Genomic DNA, 19,233 nt, shown 5'->3' on the forward strand with positions numbered 1-19,233 from the left:
TATCAGTGGGACAGCGTGGGTCGGTTGATTCGTGTCGTACTTCCAGGCGGCGCGACGCGCGAATACAGCTACAACGCTTACGGAAAAATCACCGCCGAACACGACGAACTCGGCCACGTCACACGCTACGAATACGCCGACGGCCTGCACCTGATCAGCCGTCGTATCAACGCCGACGGCAGCCACGTTAAGTACCGCTACGACAATCCGCGCCTGCTGCTGACCTCGATCGAAAACGAGGCAGGCGAAACCTACCGGCTCGATTACCACCCCAACGGCCTGATCCAGCAGGNGCTACGACAATCCGCGCCTGCTGCTGACCTCGATCGAAAACGAGGCAGGCGAAACCTACCGGCTCGATTACCACCCCAACGGCCTGATCCAGCAGGAAATCGGTTTTGACGGCCAGCGCACGGCTTACGTGTATGACCTCAACGGCAACCTGGCGGAGAAAACCGAACACGGCGACGACGGCAGTCAGCTCGTTACCCGCTACAAGCGAGACCACGCCGGCCGCCTCGTAAGAAAAACCCTGCCAGACGGCAATGTTGTCGAGTATGCCTACGACCGCCAGGGCAATCTCCTCAGCGTCGACGACGGCCACTGGGCGCTGGCCTACGAATACGACCCACAAAACCGCCTCACCGCCGAACACCAGGGCTGGGGCACTTTGCGCTATGGCTACGATGCCTGCGGCCAACTTAAAAACCTGCGCCTGCCGGACAACAACCGCCTCACCTTTAACCACGACAAAGGAACTGAACGGCGAAACCCTCACCTCCCACCTGTTCAAAACCGGCCGCGAACACCAACGCCAACAAGGCCAACTCCTCAGCCACTACCACTACGACGACCAAAACCGCCTGCACGCCCACGCCGTCAGCCAACAGCAACACACGCTCTATCAACGCCAATACGACTACGACACCACCGGCAACCTCACCCGCCTGCTCGACACCCGCAAAGGCGAACACCACTACCACTACGACCCCCTCGCCCGCCTGACCCGCGCCGACCACTCGCAAGACCTACAGGAACGCTTCGGCCACGACCCGGCCGGCAACCTGCTCATGCAAGACCGCCCCGGCCCGGACATCGTGGCGGGGAACAGGTTGATGATCCAAGGCGATCATCATTACGACTACGACGCCTTCGGCAATTTGATCCGCCAGCGACGTGGCAAGGGCCGTCAGCTCGTCACCGAGTACCGTTACGACTGCCAGCATCGGTTGATTGGTATTACTCAGCCTAACGGGCAAACCGCCAGCTATCGCTATGACCCGTTTGGGCGGCGGATCAGCAAAACGGTGGACGGTAAAACCACGGAGTTTTTCTGGCAAGGCGACAAGCTGGTAGCTGAACACCACGCGGATCGGCAACGCAGCTACCTCTACGAACCAGACAGTTTTCGCCCGTTGGCACTGCTGGAAGGCTTTGGCCCACAAGAAACAAAGCCCTTTCACTACCAACTCGACCACCTCGGCACGCCGCAGGAACTGACAAACCCCGAAGGCGAAATCGTCTGGTCCGCGCACTACCGCGCCTACGGGGAAATCGCCCGCCTCGACGTCAGAAAAATCGACAATCCGCTGCGTTTTCAGGGCCAATATTTTGATGCGGAAAGCGGGCTGCACTACAACCGCCATCGCTACTACAATCCGGATATTGGTCGCTACCTGACGCCGGATCCGGTGAAGCTGGCGGGTGGGATTAACGTGTACCAGTACGCTCCCAACCCTACGGGATGGGTGGATCCGTTAGGACTGAGTTGCAAGCCAGGGACCTGTCCGGGACAAAAAGACAAGGCATCAGCGCAAGGCCATGAAGAAAAGCCTCCTGAGACAAGCCATTCCATACGGTCTTCTACTTACGAGCAAGCTTCAAATAAAGCGTTAAAATGGTTACTTGAAAATGACTTTCGCGCAGAAAAACCAACACCGGGAAGATTTGGCCCGCGCAAAGGAGAGCCGGTCGGAATGCAAACATATGACGGCAAAACAGGCTATAGGGTTGAACATGACCAAAGGAGTGGCGCCCATATAAATGTATGGTCAGGTAAGAAAAAAGGACCACATTATCTTTTTGATGGCAATGAAAAAATGGTGCTTCAACTGACTAAAAGGTTTGTAAAAAAATGAGTTATTTTGACGAAGAACTAATCACGGATCTGAAAAAACTCGACATCAACTTCAATGTCATTTCTCAGACAGAACAAGACTCGATGGTCAGTAGAATTAATGAGCGCATTCCTTTTAGCGGAAATCAAATCGATTGGAGTCGTTTGGGGAGCAGCATTAACTTCGGCTCTGCATCTTCAACCTTGGCGATTTCGCTCATTGCGGCGGAAATCTGCAAAGTTTCTGACAACGACTTGATTATCATCAGTGATTCCGCCTGTGACCACGCTTACTCAATAAGCCCAGAGCACTTAAACCGAACACTCAAAGTTCTCTCCGAGTTCCCACAACACACCTATATTGTATCGGAGGATTTCAACTGGATTGCCTGCATTTCATTTGAGGGGCACTTGGATTTTTGCAAATTTTTCTCAGGGTCAATTCTAAACCAACCCTAGTAAATTCAAATTATAAAAACAATTAGTTGCATCAGGAGCGTTGCCCCTGTCGACCAAACGAAACTGGCAATTGACAACAACACCGGACTGTATTTCTTTTTTTAAACCATCAAATGTATTGGCACAGGTAGTAGCACAACCAAACTGCAAACAGCGCTAGTAACAGCTTTATTTTTATGACGAACCCATTTTTATCTTAACTGCAAACGACTACAGCGCTAAACAGACATGGTTGATGCCGAATGCAAGAAAATCGACTCATTACCAAACACTCACACGAAAACCGGCAATCTCCCACTCGGAAAAAATATGAAAATTGTAGTGATCGATACATTTTCCTATCTGAACGTATTGCACGTAAAATTCCATTCACCCTTCGGAGATGGCACTGCACTATGGAGCGATACTGCGCCAAAAATCGGTGAAATTATCGACGCTGAGTTTGATTTTGAGGAGATTTTCTCATGGAATATAAACATGAAGCCAACCTCTGAAAAATCTTCAAAAATCAAAATGAAAGATAGCCTCATCCAAATAACCGCCGAGTTGGTCCAAGCTGACGAAGACGGATGTGCAGCATTAAAACTCGGCGATTCAATAATCCTAATTGAGTTGGATGGTCCCATACCTCAGAAATCAGGAATTGTTGAGCTCAGCGCTACCGCAATTCAACTTTACCCAACACATATTTGAGTCCACCTAAGTCAAGCGCTCAAACCGGGGCCACAACCCGCAGCCCCGATCCATTCTCAACTCATAACCGGCGCACCCTCCACCTGCACCCCACGCCCACCAGCCGCCATCTCAAACAACCCCTCCACCCGCGCTTGGTCCACCGCGCTCGGCTTGATCACCAGCGCACACACCACAAAAATCGCAGCATTCACCACCAGCCCCACAATCCCGCTGGTCAACGACCCCAGCGCGGGAATGTCATCCGGGTACAGTGTGGTCAGCACAATCGCCACTACGATCCCCGCCAACATGCCGGCAATCGCGCCCTGTTTGTTGCCCCGGCGGCTGAAGATGCCGAAGAACAGTGGCACGGCCAGTTGAATGATGCCCTGGTAGGAGATCTGCGCGAGTAATTGCAGGCGGGAATAATCGAAGGTCAGGTAGGCAAGCACCGAGGCGGCGACGATAAACACCACCATGCCGGCCTTGGCCAGTACGGTGAGTTGACGGTCGGTGCGCGGGGTGTTCCAGGTAGCCAGGTCGTTGGCGAACTGGGTGCCGCAGACCTGTACGCAGCCGTCGACGTGGCCGATGCTGGCGGCCAGTACGATGACAATGGCGAGCGCCAGCAGCCAGGGCCCGCCAATGTCGAACAGCGAGAGGAACCAGCCTTGTTGCGGGTGGGCCAGCACGTTGGGGTCCTGGCTGATGGCGGCGGCGAACAGCATAAGGATGCCGTAGAACCCGCCCACCAGCAGCATGGTGTACAGCGTGCCCTTTTTCACCGCGCGCACGCCGCTGGCGGTGTAGATGCGCTGGAAGCTCATGGGCCAGCACATCGAGCCGATCACGCCGGTGAAGATCAGGCTGAACATGTACATCGGGCCATAACCGCTGCCGGTGGCGCCGGGGATTTGCAGCATTTTTTCCGGTAATTGCGCGAGGTTGGAAAACGCTGCCTGATCGCCGAACAGCAGGAACACGCAGACGCCGGCGCACACCACGTACGCGATAAGGCCCTGGAACATGTCGGTCATGATCAACCCGCGCATGCCCATGCTCACGGTCCAGTATTGGCGGATCAGTACCACCGCCACGCCCGCGAACAGGCAGGTGGTGACGCCCCAACGGCCAAAGCTGGCGAACTGGAACAGCATCGCCAGGGCCTGGATGCCCATCACCACCCATGGAAACACCGAGATGATGCCGATAATCGAGGCGACCCGTTTGACCGCCGGGCTGTCGAAGCGCATGCCCAGCAGGTCCGGCTGGGTGCGCAGGTTGAAGCGTTTGCCCCAGGTCCAGGCGCGACTGGCCATCAGGTACATCGCGGTCACGCCCAGGGTCGCATAGACCATGCCGTAGAAACCCAGGGCGCCGCCGACGCTCAGGGCAAAAAACGCGGTGAAGGTCGAGCCCGGCCACCAGGAGTTGGTGTAGCACATGGCGATATACCACGGCCCATAAGAGCGCCCGCCAACGGCGTAATCGGAAAAACTGGTGCTTTCGCGGTTGGTGGCGTAGAGCACGGCGATCATCCCGGCCAGGAACAGGCCGATCACACCGAAGGTAATCAACAAGTGGGCATCGCTGCTGGTGCTGATCATCACACGCCCTCCTCGTCAGGAATGTCACCGGCCTTGAGTTCGGCCAGATACAACGCCCACACCCCAAGGGCGGCGAGTACGGCAATGGCGATCCAATAGAAGATCGGCAACGGGATGCCCACCACCAAGGCGCGGCTGCCACTCACGCTCAAGTAAAACGGCGGGAATAACGCCAGCATCAACAACAGGAAAAAGTAGGCGCCAAAGATCTGGTTTCTCAGGCGTGCGGGTGACGCGCTTGCAGGTTTCATGATGGAGGGTGCTCCTTGAATTTCTGGATCGGTTTGTTGTGTGATCAATCAAAAAATCAAGCAGTGAAACGTCAGCGCAAACCAGCGCCAAAAGAGCTACAGGGTGAATCGTCGTTAATGTGCTGGCGCAGGCTCAGGCCTGTCTTAGCCAGGTTTCCCATTGCGAATCATTGATCACGCTACGGGCGCGCATGTGCTTCCAGGCACCGTATTTGTAGAAGTCGAAATCCAGCTGCGACACCGCGTGCTGGACCATCGCCCAGGTCGACCATTTGATGTCGGCCAGGGCCTTGTGCAATTTGATCCGCGCCAGCCGTTGCGGGGTGACCTGGCCGAAATAGTCTTCAATCAGCGCCAGTTCCATCTCGTCGGTGAAGAACATCTCGCCAAACCACAGCGCCAGTTCGTAATGGCGGTCGTTGTTGGAAGCGTACTCAAAGTCCACCAGGCGAATCTGGCGGCGGTCATTGAGCATGAAATTGCCCGCCAGCGTGTCGTTCATGCACGGCGCCAGGTCGATGCCCGATGCTTGCAACGCGCCACGCGCGCGGTCGCACTGGCGGCGCAGCCAGGCGTCATCACTGGGCGTGCAGCCGTGCAGTTCTTCGACCTGGCGCTGATGCTCGGCAATCATGTCGAACACGGTTTTGGTCTGGCACAGCGGCGCCTGGTCGTTGAACGCCTTCAGCGCATGCAAGGCGTTATGGCGCACATCGCGGTCGAGAAAGTCCTGATTCGAAGAGGCTCGCCAGCCTTCCATAAACTCGAAGACCTCAACGCCGAACTCTTCGAGGAAGGCGAACACCGGCGCGCCATAGCCGGTTTGCGCGGCCTTGACGCTGGCGTCATGGGCGGTGCGCCGGTCGATAAACATCTCGGTGCCGGCACCGGGTACTTTGAAGAAGTAGGCGGTGTCGAGCCCGCTGACCTCGACCCGCCAGTTGCTGTTGGAGATCCCGCCGCTGACCGGCTCGTAACGAATGCCCGAACCGCCCCAATCGCGCACGCCGCGCACGGCGGCCTCCAATTGGCATTCCTGAGGCGTACAGGCCTCACCCATTGCTTTCATGCCTGCCCCTCCTGTACCTGCCGTAACCAACTTTCAAATCGCGGGTCTTGCAGGCTTTGCCGGCAACGCAGCAAGGTCCACTGCCCCACCTTGGAAAACTCCAAAGGCCGCGTCGAAGTCGCGCCGACCCACAAGCCCCACAACGTCCAGTACCAATCATTGATCAGCGCATAGAGGCGGCAGCGGGCGTAGTCGCACTCGCGACACTTACCGGCCCACGCCTTGATGCCGTCACGCCACTGGCTTTCGAAGGCATACAACTCGTTGAGGCTCACGGCCACGTCGTACCACGGGTCAAAGCAGCCCGCGTAATCGAAGTCGATCAATTGCAGCGCGCCGCCGGGGCCGATCATCACATTGCTCGCCAGCCCATCGCCGTGCAAGGGCACGCAGGTGCCAGGGCTCAATTGCAGCGCGGTCCAGGCCAGATCGATGCAGGTTTCAATCCACCCATGATCACCGGGCAAGCCCACGCCATCACGGCTGCACAGCTCACGCAGGTGCTGGATATCCTGCAGCGGCGAGCGGTTGAAGCCCGGTGAGGTGCCGACGTGCAACTGCCGTTTCAAGGTCCACAACGCTTGCAGGCGCTGGGGTTGCAGCAACTCATCGAGCCGTGCCCAACGCCACTCGTGGGCCGGCAACGCATCCAGCAGCAGCACACCGGCGGCCGCATCCACCAGGCGCACGCCGGGGGTTACGTCACAGTCAGCCGCCAGTTGGGTGGCGCGGCCGGTGCGCTCGATGTCGATCAGCGCGCGCATGTCGTCGTGCAGCACTTTGGCGTAGCACCGGCCCCAGGGCGCCGTGAGGTGAAAGCCGGTCCACTCGGTGGCCAGGCGTATCGGCGAGGCGATACCGGCAGTGCCGTCCGTGACCTCGACATGGGCGGACAGGCCGGCGGATTCAAGGGCGCCCATCAGGCGCGACAGTGCATCAGTACGGTTGGACATGGCGTCCCTCACCGGTAAGCGTTGGGGGAAGTACAGGCGCAATGCAGCAGCGCCGTCAGCATCTGCAGGCCGGTGCGCATGTCGCGGTCATGGGTGAACTCCGCCTCGTTATGGGACACGCCGTTGCTGCTCGGAATGAACAACAGGCACGCCGGGTAATGCCGGCCGAGGCTGATGGCGTCGTGGCCGGAGACCGTGACGCTGTTGCCGACTGCCAGCCCCATCTGCCGACCAACGCTGTAGGCCAAATCGGCAAAACCAGGGTGCAACGCGATCGGCGCACGCAGGGCGCGGCTTTCGACTTCGTAAGTGGTGGCGGTCGAGGCGGCGACGGCCTTGAGGCTGGCATCCAGCCGATAACCGGCCACCGCCAGCAATGCCGTGTCCGGCGAGCGGTATTCCACATGCAAGGTGACGCGCGACGGCACCACGTTCGGCGAGTTGGGGTAAATTTCCAGGCGCCCTACCGAGCTGTGAAACTGCAACCCGTGCACGTCCGCTTCGGCGCGCACGGTGGTTATCGCATGCGCCGCCGCGAGCAAGGCATCCTTGCGGGCGGCCATGGGGGTTGGGCCGGTGTGGTTCTGTTCGCCGTCGAAACGGATACGCTGCTTGAGCGCTGCCCAGGTTTCCCGCACTACACCAATGTCCAGGCCCTGGCTTTCGAGCCCATCACTTTGTTCAACGTGGATTTCCACGTAACCGGCCACCTTCAATTCAACCAGGCCGTCGCCCAGATAGCCGATTGCTTGCAGCGCATCCTTGAGGCGAATGCCGTCGCCGTCGCGGCATTCCCAGGCGTCGTGCAGCGCCAGGTCGCCGGTAAACACACTGCTGCCGATCAGGCTGGGTTGAAAGCGCGCGCCTTCTTCGTTGGTCCAGTTGACCACCGCCAGGTTGCACGCCGGGGTTTCGCCGCGCGCGTGCAGTTGGCGCGCCAGGCTGGCGACGGCAACTGCGCCGGCCAAGACCCCATAGATACCGTCGAAACGCCCTGCACTGGGCTGGCTGTCCAAGTGTGACCCGCACAGCACATAGGGAGCGTCCGGGTTGAAGGTGATCAGCCCGAACAGATTGCCGATGGCGTCTACCCGCACTTCGAAGCCGCGTTCGCGCAGCCACGCACTGAACAGGTCACGCACCGCGCCGTCTTCGGCCGACGCGGCCAGGCGGTGCAAGCCACCTGCCGGTGTCGCGCCGATGGCCGAGCTGTCGCGAAACAGCGTCTCGAACGCCTCGATGTCCGCCTCGCTGGGAGACAGCCACTCAGGGGTAAAGGATGTCGACATGGGCGTGCTCCAGGCAGGTCGCAAACTCCGCAGACGGAGGGCGATTGGTGACCAAAGTGGTGATGGCGCTGAACGGCAGAGTGTTGATGAACGTGCGATGGCCGAACTTGGCGTCGTCCGCGAGGATGACGCTGCGCAGGCAGTGTTGGGTCAGGGTGCGGCGCAGCAGCGCCTCGGGCTCCTGGTAGTCCATGAAGCCCAGCTGCAAGTCCACCGCGCCGATGCCCATGAAGGCGATGTCGTAGTGAAACTGCCGGACAAATTCCAGGGTGTGGGCGCCGATCAGCGCATTGTCATTACGGCGCACATCACCGGGCACCACCAGCACCTGGTTGCTGCTTTGCTGGGTGATCAACTGCGCGATGTCCAGCGAGTTGGTGATGATCCGCAACTGGCTGAAACCAATCAATTGCTGGGCCAGGGCCAAGGTCGAAGTGCCGGTATCGAGAAACAACACCATGCCCTCGCTGACCAGTTTGGCAGCACAGACTGCCATGCGCGTCTTGGCCTGGGCCTTGATGCGGGTGCGCACTTGCAGCGGTTGTTCTTCGTTCAGCCTGGGCAAGATCGCGCCGCCATGGATGCGGCGCAACTTGCCGGCCTCCTCCAGGTATTTGAAGTCGCGGCGAATGGTTTCTTCGCTGACAAACAGCGCTTGCGCCAGGTCCGACGCCTTGACGCGCTGATGTTGGGTGAGCATGAGCATGATTTCGTCGAGACGTGGCTGATTGAGCATAAAGGGTGCATTCCAAGGCAAATTCGAGCCGCCAGTATTGCGCGCTTTGCGCCCACCACGGTACGCGGCATGCACCGGTCCGGCGGGGGGCAAAGGACGATTGACGGCGGTTGATCGGGTCACGGGTACCTCTCACTCATCAAGGTGTGAAAGGGCAGAAACACTACAAAAGGATCTGTCCAGGGCAGGCCTCTAACGAGCCGGCTCCACGGGGCAATCAGTCACTACAACAACAGCGCAGGCAGGTACTGGTCCCAAGGCGCAAGGGCTTCTAAGGCGGCGCAGAACTGCAACACCTGGGCGTCGGCAAAGCGCGGGCCGACCACTTGCAACCCAATCGGCAAGCCGCTCGGGCTGAAGCCGCAAGGCAGGCTGGCGGCGGGGTTGCCGGTGATATTGAACGGGTAGGTAAAGGGTGTCCAACGTGCCCAGGGCACCGCGCCGTCTGCGCCTGGCCAGCCGTCGGGCGCCACCTGGTCGGCGGCGAACGGCAGGGTTGGCAGCGTCGGCAGTAGCAACACGTCGTAATCGTTAAACAGCGCGTGCACCTGGTTGGCGAACTGCGCCCGCTGTTGCACGGCCTTGAGGTAGTCACTAAGGTCGTAGTCGCCCGCGCGCTGGATCAGCGCAGCAAAGCCTGGGTCCAGTTGGTCGAGGCGATCGGCCAGGGCTTTGCCGTAGGCAATGCCGCGCCCGCCGACCCACAAGGTTTCGAACGTGGCGAGCGGGTCCTGCCAGTCCACTTCCAGGGTGGTCACGGTGACCGGCAAACGTTCCGCCAGGTTGTACACGGCGGCCTCGACGCCAGCGGCAATGACCGGGTCGACCGGGGTGTTGAACAATGTCGGGCAATACGCCACCCGCAGCGGCCCAAGTGGCTGGTCGCAGCGTGCCAGGCAGGATTCGGTCAGGGCCGGCAAGGCCTGGTGATCCAGCGGGTCAGGCCCGGAAAGAATGTCGAATAATAAGGCGCTGTCGCGCACCGTGCGCGTGATCGGCCCGGCATGGCTGAGCATTTCGGTGGCCGACCATGGCCAGGTCGGAATGCGGCCCAGGGAGCCCTTCATCGCGAACGCTCCGCAGAACGCGGCCGGAATGCGCACCGACCCACCGCCATCGGAGCCCAGCGTGCCCGGCACCATGCGTGCCGCCACGGCAATCGCCGAGCCGGAGCTGGAACCGCCACTGGTGAGCTGTGGGTTCCAGGGATTGCGCCCGTTGCCGAACACACGCGAGGTACTGGCGCCGGTCCAGCCGAATTCAGTGGTGGCGGTTTTGCCGAGGATGATTGCACCGGCGTCCTTGAGGCGGCGAATGATCGGCGCATCCTGGCTGGGCACATGCTCAAGGCCGGTCAACGAGCCTCGGGTGGTGCGCAGGCCGGCGGTGGAAAACAGGTCTTTGATCCCAAAGGGCACGCCATGCAGCGGGCCACGCAACTGCCCTGCCCTGGCCTCTTCGGTCAGCACTTGCGCTTGCGCCAATGCCGAGTTGGCGTATACGTCGCCAAACGCATTGAGTGTGGGATTGTGGGTTTCGATTGCGTGCAGGCTTTGCTCGACCAGGTGTACAGCAGACAGCGTGCCCGCCCGAATGGCCTCGGCAGCGTCGATCACAGTGGGCATCAAGAGGTCTGTGTTCATTGAGTATCCTGGTCCGTCTGCACATGAGTCCGGTGGGTACGTCAATAAACGCTCGCGCCTGGGGGCGTGTCAAGTGGGTTTTGTTGAGTATGTGGTTTTTGTGTGATTTGTTATCAATTCCACGCCACGATCAACAAGCCCGCCCCCAATACCAGGCACAGGGGTGAGTAGAAGTAGGTATCCAAACGGGCAAATCTGGACCCGCTCACCTTCTTGAAAAAGCCCACCAGTTCCGAATCGCCAATTGCCCTCGCGAACATCACCAAGGCGATCGCACTGATGCCCCATTGCAGAGCACCGTGGGACACCGGCGAAAAATACAACCCGGCCCGCAGGCACACCAGCAACGCAATCGCCACCAATCCCATCGCCACCAGAAAGGTGCCCAATGCCGACGGTTTGAACGCCGGCCGCGGCCCCTGGGCAAACTCGCCGGGCAATTCGGGGATGGCGGCCAGGCTGCCCAGCTTGCCGCCGGCGGCCCAGTACAGATGCACCATGCTGATGCAGGTAAAAATCGCGACGATCCAGCGTGCGACGAAAAAGCTCATGGCAGGCGCTCCCTCAAAGGTGCGAATGAGGATAGTCGTCCTGAGATTTTTTGTAGGCATTTCGTCGGCGGCTGATGGTAAAGTGCCGCCCCATGAAAATCGCCCGTGCCGACCGCTCACTCATTGCCTGGATGCTGTATTGCTGCGTCCTGTTCAATGTGTTCGCGTGCAGCATTGGTCATGGGCAGATGCTGGGCATGCAGCTCAACGGCATCGGCGGCCAGTTTTGTACGGTCGACCCGCGCACCCAGGCGCCTGCGCAGAACAACTCCACCGACGAGAACCTGCCGACGCTGTCCAAAGCGTTTGGCTGCCCGTTGTGTTCGACCGGCGGCATGGGCCCGGCACTCAGTTCCAGCCTCAATGTGGCGGTGTTGCCGCAACCCCACGCGCCACCGCCGGCAGTGGTGCACGCTGCTGATATTCCTGCCCGCTTCACCTGGCCCACAGCCAACCCGCGCGCGCCTCCCGCTTTCGCCTGATCCCTGCGCTTTCTGATCTGCATCGGCCAACGTTCCCAACCGGGAATACGTACGGCTGTGCGTTGTTTTCAAGCCAAGATTTTCAGGATTCAACCATGAAACATTTACCCTTGTTGGCGGGCCTGTTCGGCTGCCTGCCTGTCTGTGCCTGGGCGCTCGAGCTGGCCCCCACCACCATTGATGGCGAACAAACCAGCGAACCGGGCCTGGCCCTGGACCAATCCAGCGGCACGGCATCACGCCTGGGTTTAAGCGTGCGCGAAACCCCGGCGTCGGTGGCCATTGCCAACCGCAACGACATCGAGCGCCATGGCGCCAAGACCTTCCGCGATGCGGCCAACACCTTGCCCGGCGTCAACGCCAGTGCGCCGCCGGGGTTTGGCGGGTTTGTGTCCTATCGTGGCTTTACCAGCAGCCAGATCACCCAGATGTTCAACGGCATCAACGTCGCCACCGGCCTGGCGCGGCCGGTGGATGCGTGGATCTATGACCGAGTGGAGCTGGTCGGCGGCCCCTCCTCCCTGATCAACGGCGCCGGCTCCGTAGGCGGCTCGCTCAACTACGGGACCAAGCTGGCCACCCGTGAGGAACAAGCCGCCGAAGGCCAGCTCAGCTATGGCAGCTACGACACTGCCGGCATGGCCTTTGGCCTCAACCATGCTCTGACCGAACCCGGCGCCGAGGTGCAGCACTACGCCCGCCTGGATGTGAGCCGCAACACCAACCACAGTTACATCGACCGCGACCAGCGCGATGCCTGGAGCCTGGCGTTATCCTTGCTCAGCGACTTCACCCCCAACCTGTCCCACACCCTGGCCCTGGAATACCAGGATGAGCATGAAGACAGCCCGTATTGGGGCACGCCGGTGCTCAATCCCAAGGCGGGTGAGTTGAAAATCGACAAGCACAACCGCTTCAACAACTACAACGTCGCCGACGGTCGTTACGAGCAACGCACGATCTGGATGCGCTCGATCATCGACTACCGGATCAACGACAGCACCACACTGAAAAACACCCTGTATCACCTCGACAGCCAGCGCGACTATCGCAACCTGGAAACCTACCAGTACAACGCCGACAACAGCGCGGTGAAACGCTCGACCGCCTACCAGGTGCGCCATCAGGGCGAGCAGCACGGCAACCAGTTCGAGCTGCGCCATGACGACAGCGTGTTCGGCCTGTCGACCACCTGGTCCGGTGGTTTCGAATACAAGGTCAACAGCACCACCAATAACCCGTTGAATGTGCCAGGCAACAGCACGGTGGACCCGAACGCTTACAACCCCGGGCACTTCTACGACATTCCGGGCACCAAGCCAGGTTTTATCAAAGACAAGACCAACGAGGTCACCACCAAAGCCCTGTTTGTGGAAAACCGCCTGGGCCTCACCGATAAGCTCTCGCTGCTCACGGGACTGCGTTACGACGCCATCGACCTGGACGTGACGAACCATCGCGTGATCACCGCCACCAACCCACGGCACTTCAAGCGCAGCTGGGAACCGGTCACCGGCCGTGTGGGCCTGACGTATCAGTTCATTCCGTCGGCCAATGTGTACGTGCAATACAGCACCGCGGCCGAGCAGCCTTCCACCACCACTCAAGTGTTTGACGTGTCGACCGGCAAACAGTGGGAAGTCGGCAGCAAGTTCGACTACCTCGACGGGCGCGGTTCGGCCACCGTCGCCGCCTACAGGATCGAGCGCAAGGACTTTGCCGTCACCGACCCGCTCGACCCGAACAACAGCATCCCGGTGGGCGCGCAGACCTCCAAGGGCATCGAGCTGGCCAGCTCGTTACGCATCACGCCACGGCTGCTGGCCGAAGGCAACGTTGCCTGGGTGAACGCCGAGTACGATGACTTCAACGAGAAAATCGCCAGCGGCGCGGTGGTCTCGCGCAAAGGCAATACGCCCACCAACGTGCCCAAGCGTGTGGGCAACCTGTGGCTGACGTATGACTTTGCCGAGGACTGGCAAGGCGGTGTGGACGCGCGGTATGTGGCCCAGGTGTATGCCGACAATGCCAACACCCAAACGGTGCCGGCCTATACGCTGTTCGGCACGTTTCTGCGTTACAAAGTCGATTCCCATACCTCGGTGACCGGGCGGGTGCGCAACCTGACCAATGAGGTGTATGCCGAGTTTGCGCATGTGTCGCCGGCTTACTATTTGGGCTCGCCGAGGACGTTTGAGTTGGCGGTACAAACCAGGTTCTAAACCTGCAATGCAATAAAAAATGTGGGAGCGGGCTTGCTCGCGAATGCGGTGTGTCAGTCACTGGATAGATTGACTGAACCACCGCATTCGCGAGCAAGCCCGCTCCCACATTTGGATCTTTATACGATAGAAAGAGCTGCGGTTACTTCAGGCTCGCCTCAACCTTCTGCGCCACATCCGGCGTCAACCACGCCTTCCACACTTCAGGGTGTTCCTTGAGGAACACCTGCGCCACTTCACGCGGCGCCGTGTGATTTTCACTCATCGCCGCCAAGGCTTTATTCAACGGCTCGATCGGAAACTGCACCTTGGTAAAGAACTCGGCAATCTGCGGCTGCGCCTGCTGGAACGGTGTCGACACGCCGATGCTCAGCTTGGACGCCAACGAGCGTGTCGGCCGTGGGTTGGGGTTGTCTGCATCGGTCAGGGTCTTCCAGGCATCGGCGTCAAATGGCGGTTCTTCCAACTGGATCAACTTGTAGCGGCCCATCAAGGGCGTCGGCGACCAGTAGTAGAACAGCACCGGCTTGCCCCGGCGAATCGACGACGCAATCTCCGCATCCAGCGCCGCACCCGAGCCGCTGCGGAAATTCACATAGCTGTCGTTCAGGCCATAAGCCTTGAGCTTCTGCGCATTGACCACTTCCGAGGTCCAGCCGATCGGGCTGTTGAGAAAGCGCCCTTTGCCGGGCGACTCCGGGTCTTTGAACACGTCCTTGTAACGCGCCAGGTCCTGCACGGTCTTGAGGTCCGGCGCCAGCGGCTTGAGGCCTTTGGCCGGGTCGCCCTTGACCACGTATTCCGGCACCCACCAACCCTCGGTGGCACCTTTGACCGTATCGCCCAGGCCGATGACTTTGCCTTCGGCTTCGGCCTTGATCCACACCGGGCTGCGGCCGGCCCATTCTTCGCCGATCACCTGGATGTCATTTTTCGCCAGCGCGGTTTCCAGGGTGATGGTGGTACCGGGTAACGTATCGGTGGGCAGGTCATAACCCTTTTCGACGATAAAGCGCAGCACTTCGGTGATCAGGCTGCCGCTTTCCCAGTTCAGGTCGGCAAAGTGCACCGGCGTTTGCGCAGCCGATACCGGCAACGACAGACTCACGCTCGTCAGCACCGCAGCCGCGGCCGCAATCACCCGGGTTCTCAATCCTTTCATGCCTTTGCACCTCGCATTTTCACAGCCATAGCGGGCGGCTTTGCTGCGGATGCGCGAAGCCTCTGAATAGTTAAGTCAACTCAACTGTAGTAGAGGTTCCGGAGGAGCAAGAATACACGTGGCGTTTAGCAGTTATTCACTGGCCTTGAACGTCACCAGTTCACCCTTGCGCCATTTGGCGGCCTTGCCGGTCACGGCCTTGAGGGTTTTGGTCAAGCCTTCCTGCAACTGTTCATTGGCGGCGAACACCAGCATCACGCTGTGGCCTTCCTTGAACACGATGCCCTGGCCTTCGGTCGACGAAACAAAGGCGTAATCGCCCAAGCCATACACGGTCAACTTGATGTCGCGAAACTTCAATTCGAACTTGCCACCTTCGCGGCTCGGCAATACCGCGGCACGAAAATGGTCACCGACCTTGAGTTCCAGGCGCGGCTTGTCATCCACGACCAGCGCCGATTCGGTATCGATCTCGGCGATGTAAATGCCTTCCGGCGTCTGTTCAGTGATGTAAACGAAACGGGATTGAAACTGCTTGACCAACTTTGCGCGCAAATCACCCAGCACGAATAACGCGTGCATATCCAGATTACTGACTGCCAAGGAAACGCCCCCACATCAAAAAAGGCACTGACCGCCGGAGCGGGCAGCACAAAAAAACGTGCCGTTACGGCTCGATCACACATTCGTAAAAAACTGAAGAAACCTGCTGCCACGCCATAAGACTAGTACAGAGATGCACGATGGACCTTATGCAAGGTCATCAGGCGACACAGCAAATCACAGGTTCAGCCGCCCGAGAACTCGGACCGACCCACTTCAGAGAATAACCCGGTTAAAAACGCGATTTCCGACAGCCTACACATTACATAACACCCGGAATGGAACCAGGCATCGGCTGCCAACGACAATACTAAAACAGCAACCCGGTTCAAAACCACTCGAAACGCTGCTGGTAAGTCCACAAGATCGATCGACAGGAGCTGAGCATGCAACCACGTCAACACGCCGTTATGTCGTCCCGCACTCGTTCATCATGTCCCGACGAGCGCCAATACTACTGCTTACATAACCCCAACGGGTACTCCAATTGCGTTCTTTACCAAGTAGTACCGGCCGGGCGTAATTTCTTTCATATCCTGGAAGTGACCAGCGGCAGGATCAAAGGCTTTCGCAGCACGCACTCGAAGGCCTGTGAATTGGCCAAACAGCTCGAAGCCAGCCTGAATGCAATTCACGGCGCGATGGTTTCGTCCCCCGGGTGACTTTACTGCGCCGCCGCCCTTCAACTACTGCCATACTGAGCCGCCCATTGAAATGTGTCCCTTGCGGGTCAGAATTCATCAGTGCAGTGACCTTGATGCAGTTAACTTGAAGGGAAGGCGATACGTGACGGAATTTGATATTGGCGAATTTTTCATCCATGGCGATGCGCGGGAAGTAGACGGTGAGTTTCAAGCGGTGATCATTATGCGGGCCAAACCACCGCTGACCACGGTTACCACGCATCAGGTCGAAAAAGATCGTTGGTTCAAAACCGTCGACGCTGCGGCCATTGCCGGCAAAGATGCCGCCAAGGCGCTGAAGTCCGCCGTGGATTCAGGTGCACTCAATTCCTGACCTGTGTAAATCCTGAACTCTGTCGCGTCCCCGGCCTCACATGCACAACATCCCTCACCTTGCATGGAGAACCCACCATGGACGCGCCAATCCCAACGCTTGAAACCCTGTTTGAACAACTCGGCCTGGACTCGACACCCGAAGCCATCGACGCGTTTATCGTCGCGCATCCGCTGTCCGAAGACGTGAAACTGATCGACGCACCCTTCTGGTCGCCACAACAAGCGGCATTTCTCAAGGAAGAACTGCGCGACGACGCCGAATGGGCAATACCGGTGGATGAGCTGAACCAGCGCCTGCACCAGCCCCAATAACACGCCTCAATGCAGGCTGTCTGACTGTTCCAGGTGCATCAGTGCCTGCCAGGCAGCCCTGCACTCCTCGGCTTCACTGCGGCTGGCGAATGCCGTGCCGCGTTGCTCGCCATTGAGCAACACCACCCAGCAGGCTTTCTGGCCCAGCGCACGCAGGGTTTCGGGAACACCGCTGCCGATCATTACGGCGACATCGACCTTGTTTTGCATGGAGCTTCTCCGCCACATTAGTTAGCTACCTAACAATGTTGGCCATGCTACGGTTTTATTCCAGTTGGAAAAAGCTATCCCCGGAATAGCTCCATTGCATAAACAGTAACAATCCTACTGCCCAGCCTTGGCCCCTTCCGGTTTATAGCCCAGGCGCAAGCCACCCCAGTGCCGCCCCTTGACCATGACCGGCACCGACAAATCGTGCACCAGCTCGCCCGTGTCGCGGGTATAGGTCTGCAACAGCACTGCTTGTTGATGGCTGCCACAACGAATGCCGGTACGGTCGTCGAACTTGCGTTTGGTACGGTTCTGCACGGCGTCAACCTGTGCATCGCCGGTCAGGGCGTGGGAGAACGCCTTGTTATGCGTGGGCACATAACCCTGCGGTGTGCAGGCAATCGCGAACACCAGCCCCTCATGACGCGGCAGCAATGCTTCCTGGATCGCCGGCAGCACTTGGTCGGTGTAGCCATCAAAGCGCGTGTGGTATTTGCTCGGTCGGGTGTTAGGGATGGGGGTGTAGCTGCGGTCGAAAAGGTCTTCCATGCTGATGCGGTTTTGCAGGATGTCAGCCTCGAACTGCGCACCAATACGGCTCGCCCCTTCACGGGCCAGGTCGTAGATGCGCTGGTGATAGTCATCCAGCCCGACTTCAGCCAGGCGTTCACTGATGGTTTCTGCCTGCCCTTCCATCTGCACCGCGACCTCGGCCAGTTGCCGCGTCTGCTGGTCGCTCACCGATAGATCGCTGCGCATCTGCTCTACCGCATGAAACAGGCTGTCGAGTTGCACGCGGTTGGTGTCGGTGCCTTGGGCGATCTCGTTGACCTGCCCTTCTACGTCGGCGGCCAGGCTGGCGATATTTTCCAGTTGCTCACCCGCCTGCTCTACCTGCTCAACGCCGATGTGCAAGTCGGCGGACAGTTGACGAATCTGCTCCACCACCTGGGCGGTGCGTTGTTGAATATCGGCGACCATCACACCGACCTCATCCGTCGCCGTGGCCGTACGCCCGGCCAGGCCACGCACTTCATCGGCCACTACGGCAAAGCCGCGCCCGTGCTCACCGGCGCGCGCCGCCTCAATAGCGGCGTTCAGCGCGAGCAAGTTGGTCTGGCTGGCAATGGACTGGATCACCAGGGTCACGCGCTGGATCTCTTCACTGCGCTGGCTCAGCGCTTCGATCAACTCTCGGCTGTTATTGGCGCGCAGACGCAATTGGTGCATGCGGGTGATCGATTGGGCCAACACTTCGCGCCCTTCAGTGCTGCGCTGGTGCGCCTGGCTGGCCGCGCCCAAGGCCTGCCGGCTGAGTTGAGAGGTGACTTGCTCGGTGCCGATCATCACTTCGGCACTGCTGACAATTTGCTTGGCGGCGCCTAATTGCGATTGCACGCGCGCGGCCAGTTGCTTGACCGAATAGGCCACGCCGGCAGCAGAAAGCGCGTTATGACTGGTGGTGTAGGAAAGATCGCGAGTCAGTTCACCCAGCGTATCAATCGCCTGGGCAGGCGCTACACGCGGCACTCGGGCTTTGAGCGCAGGCAGCCAGATCACCAGCAAAGCCAGTGGCAGGCACAGGTACAGCGGCAAACCGGCAAACGAGAGGCCCAGCAAAACCAGCACCAGCGCGGTGCTCTGCATAAGCGGCGTCAGCCAGCCGGGCAGCACACGCACCGCCGTTTGTGGTGGCGCTGCTGCGCCCATCAGAGATCCGTCTCCAGCCATCGTCGTCACCCCACTGTTTGTCGTTATTGTTGCTGCATTAAACGCCACTATAGAGCCATTATCCATGGGCCTTTCGTGGGGGGCTTGCAGCAGATCAATAGACGGGGGCGTAACCGGTGTTTCTTCGGGCATCACAGCTGCGA

20 protein-coding genes and 1 pseudogene are annotated in these 19,233 nt (G+C 59.3%); 9 read left to right on the plus strand and 12 right to left on the minus strand.

The genetic code is table 11. The features are described 5' to 3' along the window. The 4 genes and pseudogenes from ASE80_RS31425 to ASE80_RS13885 all read left to right on the plus strand — a co-directional run. A partial coding sequence (locus ASE80_RS31425; RefSeq protein WP_442962907.1) for an RHS repeat domain-containing protein occupies positions 1-292 on the plus strand: 292 nt, incomplete at both ends. A gap of 1 nt (position 293) precedes the next feature. Then, positions 294-2,138 (plus strand): annotated as a pseudogene (locus ASE80_RS30140) (RHS repeat domain-containing protein); the annotation flags it as partial. Further along, the gene (locus tag ASE80_RS13880; RefSeq protein WP_056859421.1) at positions 2,135-2,575 is read left to right on the plus strand and encodes a hypothetical protein; all 441 of its coding nucleotides are present in this window, start codon (positions 2,135-2,137) and stop codon (positions 2,573-2,575) included. The pseudogene ASE80_RS30140 and the gene ASE80_RS13880, both read left to right, overlap by 4 nt. A gap of 228 nt (positions 2,576-2,803) precedes the next feature. Next, positions 2,804-3,268 carry a hypothetical protein gene (locus tag ASE80_RS13885; RefSeq protein WP_133257328.1) on the plus strand — a complete coding sequence of 155 codons (465 nt, stop codon included), beginning with the start codon at positions 2,804-2,806 and terminating at the stop codon, positions 3,266-3,268. A 56-nt stretch (positions 3,269-3,324) separates the two neighbouring features. Here ASE80_RS13885 and ASE80_RS13890 read toward each other — a convergent pair whose 3' ends face one another. The 8 genes from ASE80_RS13890 to ASE80_RS13925 all read right to left on the minus strand — a co-directional run bounded on the left by ASE80_RS13890 (position 3,325) and on the right by ASE80_RS13925 (position 11,349). Next, complete coding sequence (locus tag ASE80_RS13890) at positions 3,325-4,857, minus strand: sodium:solute symporter family protein (protein ID WP_056859423.1); 1,533 nt, start codon at positions 4,855-4,857, stop codon at positions 3,325-3,327. Continuing rightward, entirely contained in the window at positions 4,857-5,108 is a 252-nt protein-coding gene (locus ASE80_RS13895; RefSeq protein WP_056859424.1) for a hypothetical protein, read from the minus strand. Before ASE80_RS13895 ends, ASE80_RS13890 begins: the two co-directional genes overlap by 1 nt. Before the next feature lie 133 nt (positions 5,109-5,241). Then, positions 5,242-6,177, minus strand: coding sequence for a choline kinase family protein (locus ASE80_RS13900; RefSeq protein WP_056859425.1), 936 nt, complete (start codon positions 6,175-6,177; stop codon positions 5,242-5,244). Further along, positions 6,174-7,130, minus strand: a complete 957-nt coding sequence (locus ASE80_RS13905; RefSeq protein WP_056859426.1) for an aminoglycoside phosphotransferase family protein — start codon at positions 7,128-7,130, stop codon at positions 6,174-6,176. The genes ASE80_RS13900 and ASE80_RS13905 overlap by 4 nt, the downstream gene beginning before the upstream one ends. Positions 7,131-7,138: 8 nt before the next feature. Next, positions 7,139-8,419: a Zn-dependent hydrolase gene (locus ASE80_RS13910; RefSeq protein ID WP_056859427.1), complete on the minus strand. Its 1,281-nt coding sequence runs from the start codon at positions 8,417-8,419 to the stop codon at positions 7,139-7,141. Beyond that, positions 8,397-9,155, minus strand: coding sequence for a DeoR/GlpR family DNA-binding transcription regulator (locus ASE80_RS13915; protein ID WP_017134612.1), 759 nt, complete (start codon positions 9,153-9,155; stop codon positions 8,397-8,399). Before ASE80_RS13915 ends, ASE80_RS13910 begins: the two co-directional genes overlap by 23 nt. A gap of 224 nt (positions 9,156-9,379) precedes the next feature. Further along, on the minus strand, positions 9,380-10,780 hold the full coding sequence (locus ASE80_RS13920; protein ID WP_111452818.1) for an amidase: 1,401 nt from the start codon (positions 10,778-10,780) through the stop codon (positions 9,380-9,382). A 131-nt stretch (positions 10,781-10,911) separates the two neighbouring features. Next, positions 10,912-11,349, minus strand: a complete 438-nt coding sequence (locus ASE80_RS13925; protein WP_017134614.1) for a DUF3995 domain-containing protein — start codon at positions 11,347-11,349, stop codon at positions 10,912-10,914. 92 nt (positions 11,350-11,441) lie between these two features. Between ASE80_RS13925 and ASE80_RS13930 the strand changes: the two genes are divergently transcribed. Next, entirely contained in the window at positions 11,442-11,831 is a 390-nt protein-coding gene (locus tag ASE80_RS13930) for a DUF2946 domain-containing protein (protein ID WP_056859429.1), read from the plus strand. Between the two features lie 95 nt (positions 11,832-11,926). Continuing rightward, entirely contained in the window at positions 11,927-14,053 is a 2,127-nt protein-coding gene (locus tag ASE80_RS13935) for a TonB-dependent receptor (protein ID WP_056859430.1), read from the plus strand. 142 nt (positions 14,054-14,195) lie between these two features. Here the strand turns inward: ASE80_RS13935 and ASE80_RS13940 are convergent, their stop codons facing one another. Further along, complete coding sequence (locus ASE80_RS13940; RefSeq protein ID WP_056859431.1) at positions 14,196-15,215, minus strand: ABC transporter substrate-binding protein; 1,020 nt, start codon at positions 15,213-15,215, stop codon at positions 14,196-14,198. 132 nt (positions 15,216-15,347) lie between these two features. Next, entirely contained in the window at positions 15,348-15,797 is a 450-nt protein-coding gene (locus ASE80_RS13945) for a hypothetical protein (protein WP_050547738.1), read from the minus strand. A 407-nt stretch (positions 15,798-16,204) separates the two neighbouring features. Between ASE80_RS13945 and ASE80_RS13950 the strand changes: the two genes are divergently transcribed. The 3 genes from ASE80_RS13950 to ASE80_RS13960 all read left to right on the plus strand — a co-directional run bounded on the left by ASE80_RS13950 (position 16,205) and on the right by ASE80_RS13960 (position 17,149). Continuing rightward, the gene (locus ASE80_RS13950) at positions 16,205-16,480 is read left to right on the plus strand and encodes a hypothetical protein (RefSeq protein ID WP_056859432.1); all 276 of its coding nucleotides are present in this window, start codon (positions 16,205-16,207) and stop codon (positions 16,478-16,480) included. Between the two features lie 124 nt (positions 16,481-16,604). After that, entirely contained in the window at positions 16,605-16,835 is a 231-nt protein-coding gene (locus ASE80_RS13955; protein ID WP_056859433.1) for a hypothetical protein, read from the plus strand. 77 nt (positions 16,836-16,912) lie between these two features. Further along, positions 16,913-17,149, plus strand: a complete 237-nt coding sequence (locus ASE80_RS13960; protein ID WP_056859434.1) for a DUF2789 domain-containing protein — start codon at positions 16,913-16,915, stop codon at positions 17,147-17,149. Between the two features lie 6 nt (positions 17,150-17,155). Here the strand turns inward: ASE80_RS13960 and ASE80_RS13965 are convergent, their stop codons facing one another. Next, positions 17,156-17,359 (minus strand): hypothetical protein, encoded by a 204-nt coding sequence (locus tag ASE80_RS13965; RefSeq protein WP_017136429.1) that lies wholly within the window; start codon positions 17,357-17,359, stop codon positions 17,156-17,158. A 114-nt stretch (positions 17,360-17,473) separates the two neighbouring features. Beyond that, on the minus strand, positions 17,474-19,222 hold the full coding sequence (locus tag ASE80_RS13970; RefSeq protein WP_442962908.1) for a methyl-accepting chemotaxis protein: 1,749 nt from the start codon (positions 19,220-19,222) through the stop codon (positions 17,474-17,476). Positions 19,223-19,233: the final 11 nt, after the last annotated feature.

Source organism: Pseudomonas sp. Leaf15 (assembly GCF_001421425.1).
GTDB lineage: Bacteria > Pseudomonadota > Gammaproteobacteria > Pseudomonadales > Pseudomonadaceae > Aquipseudomonas > Aquipseudomonas salomonii.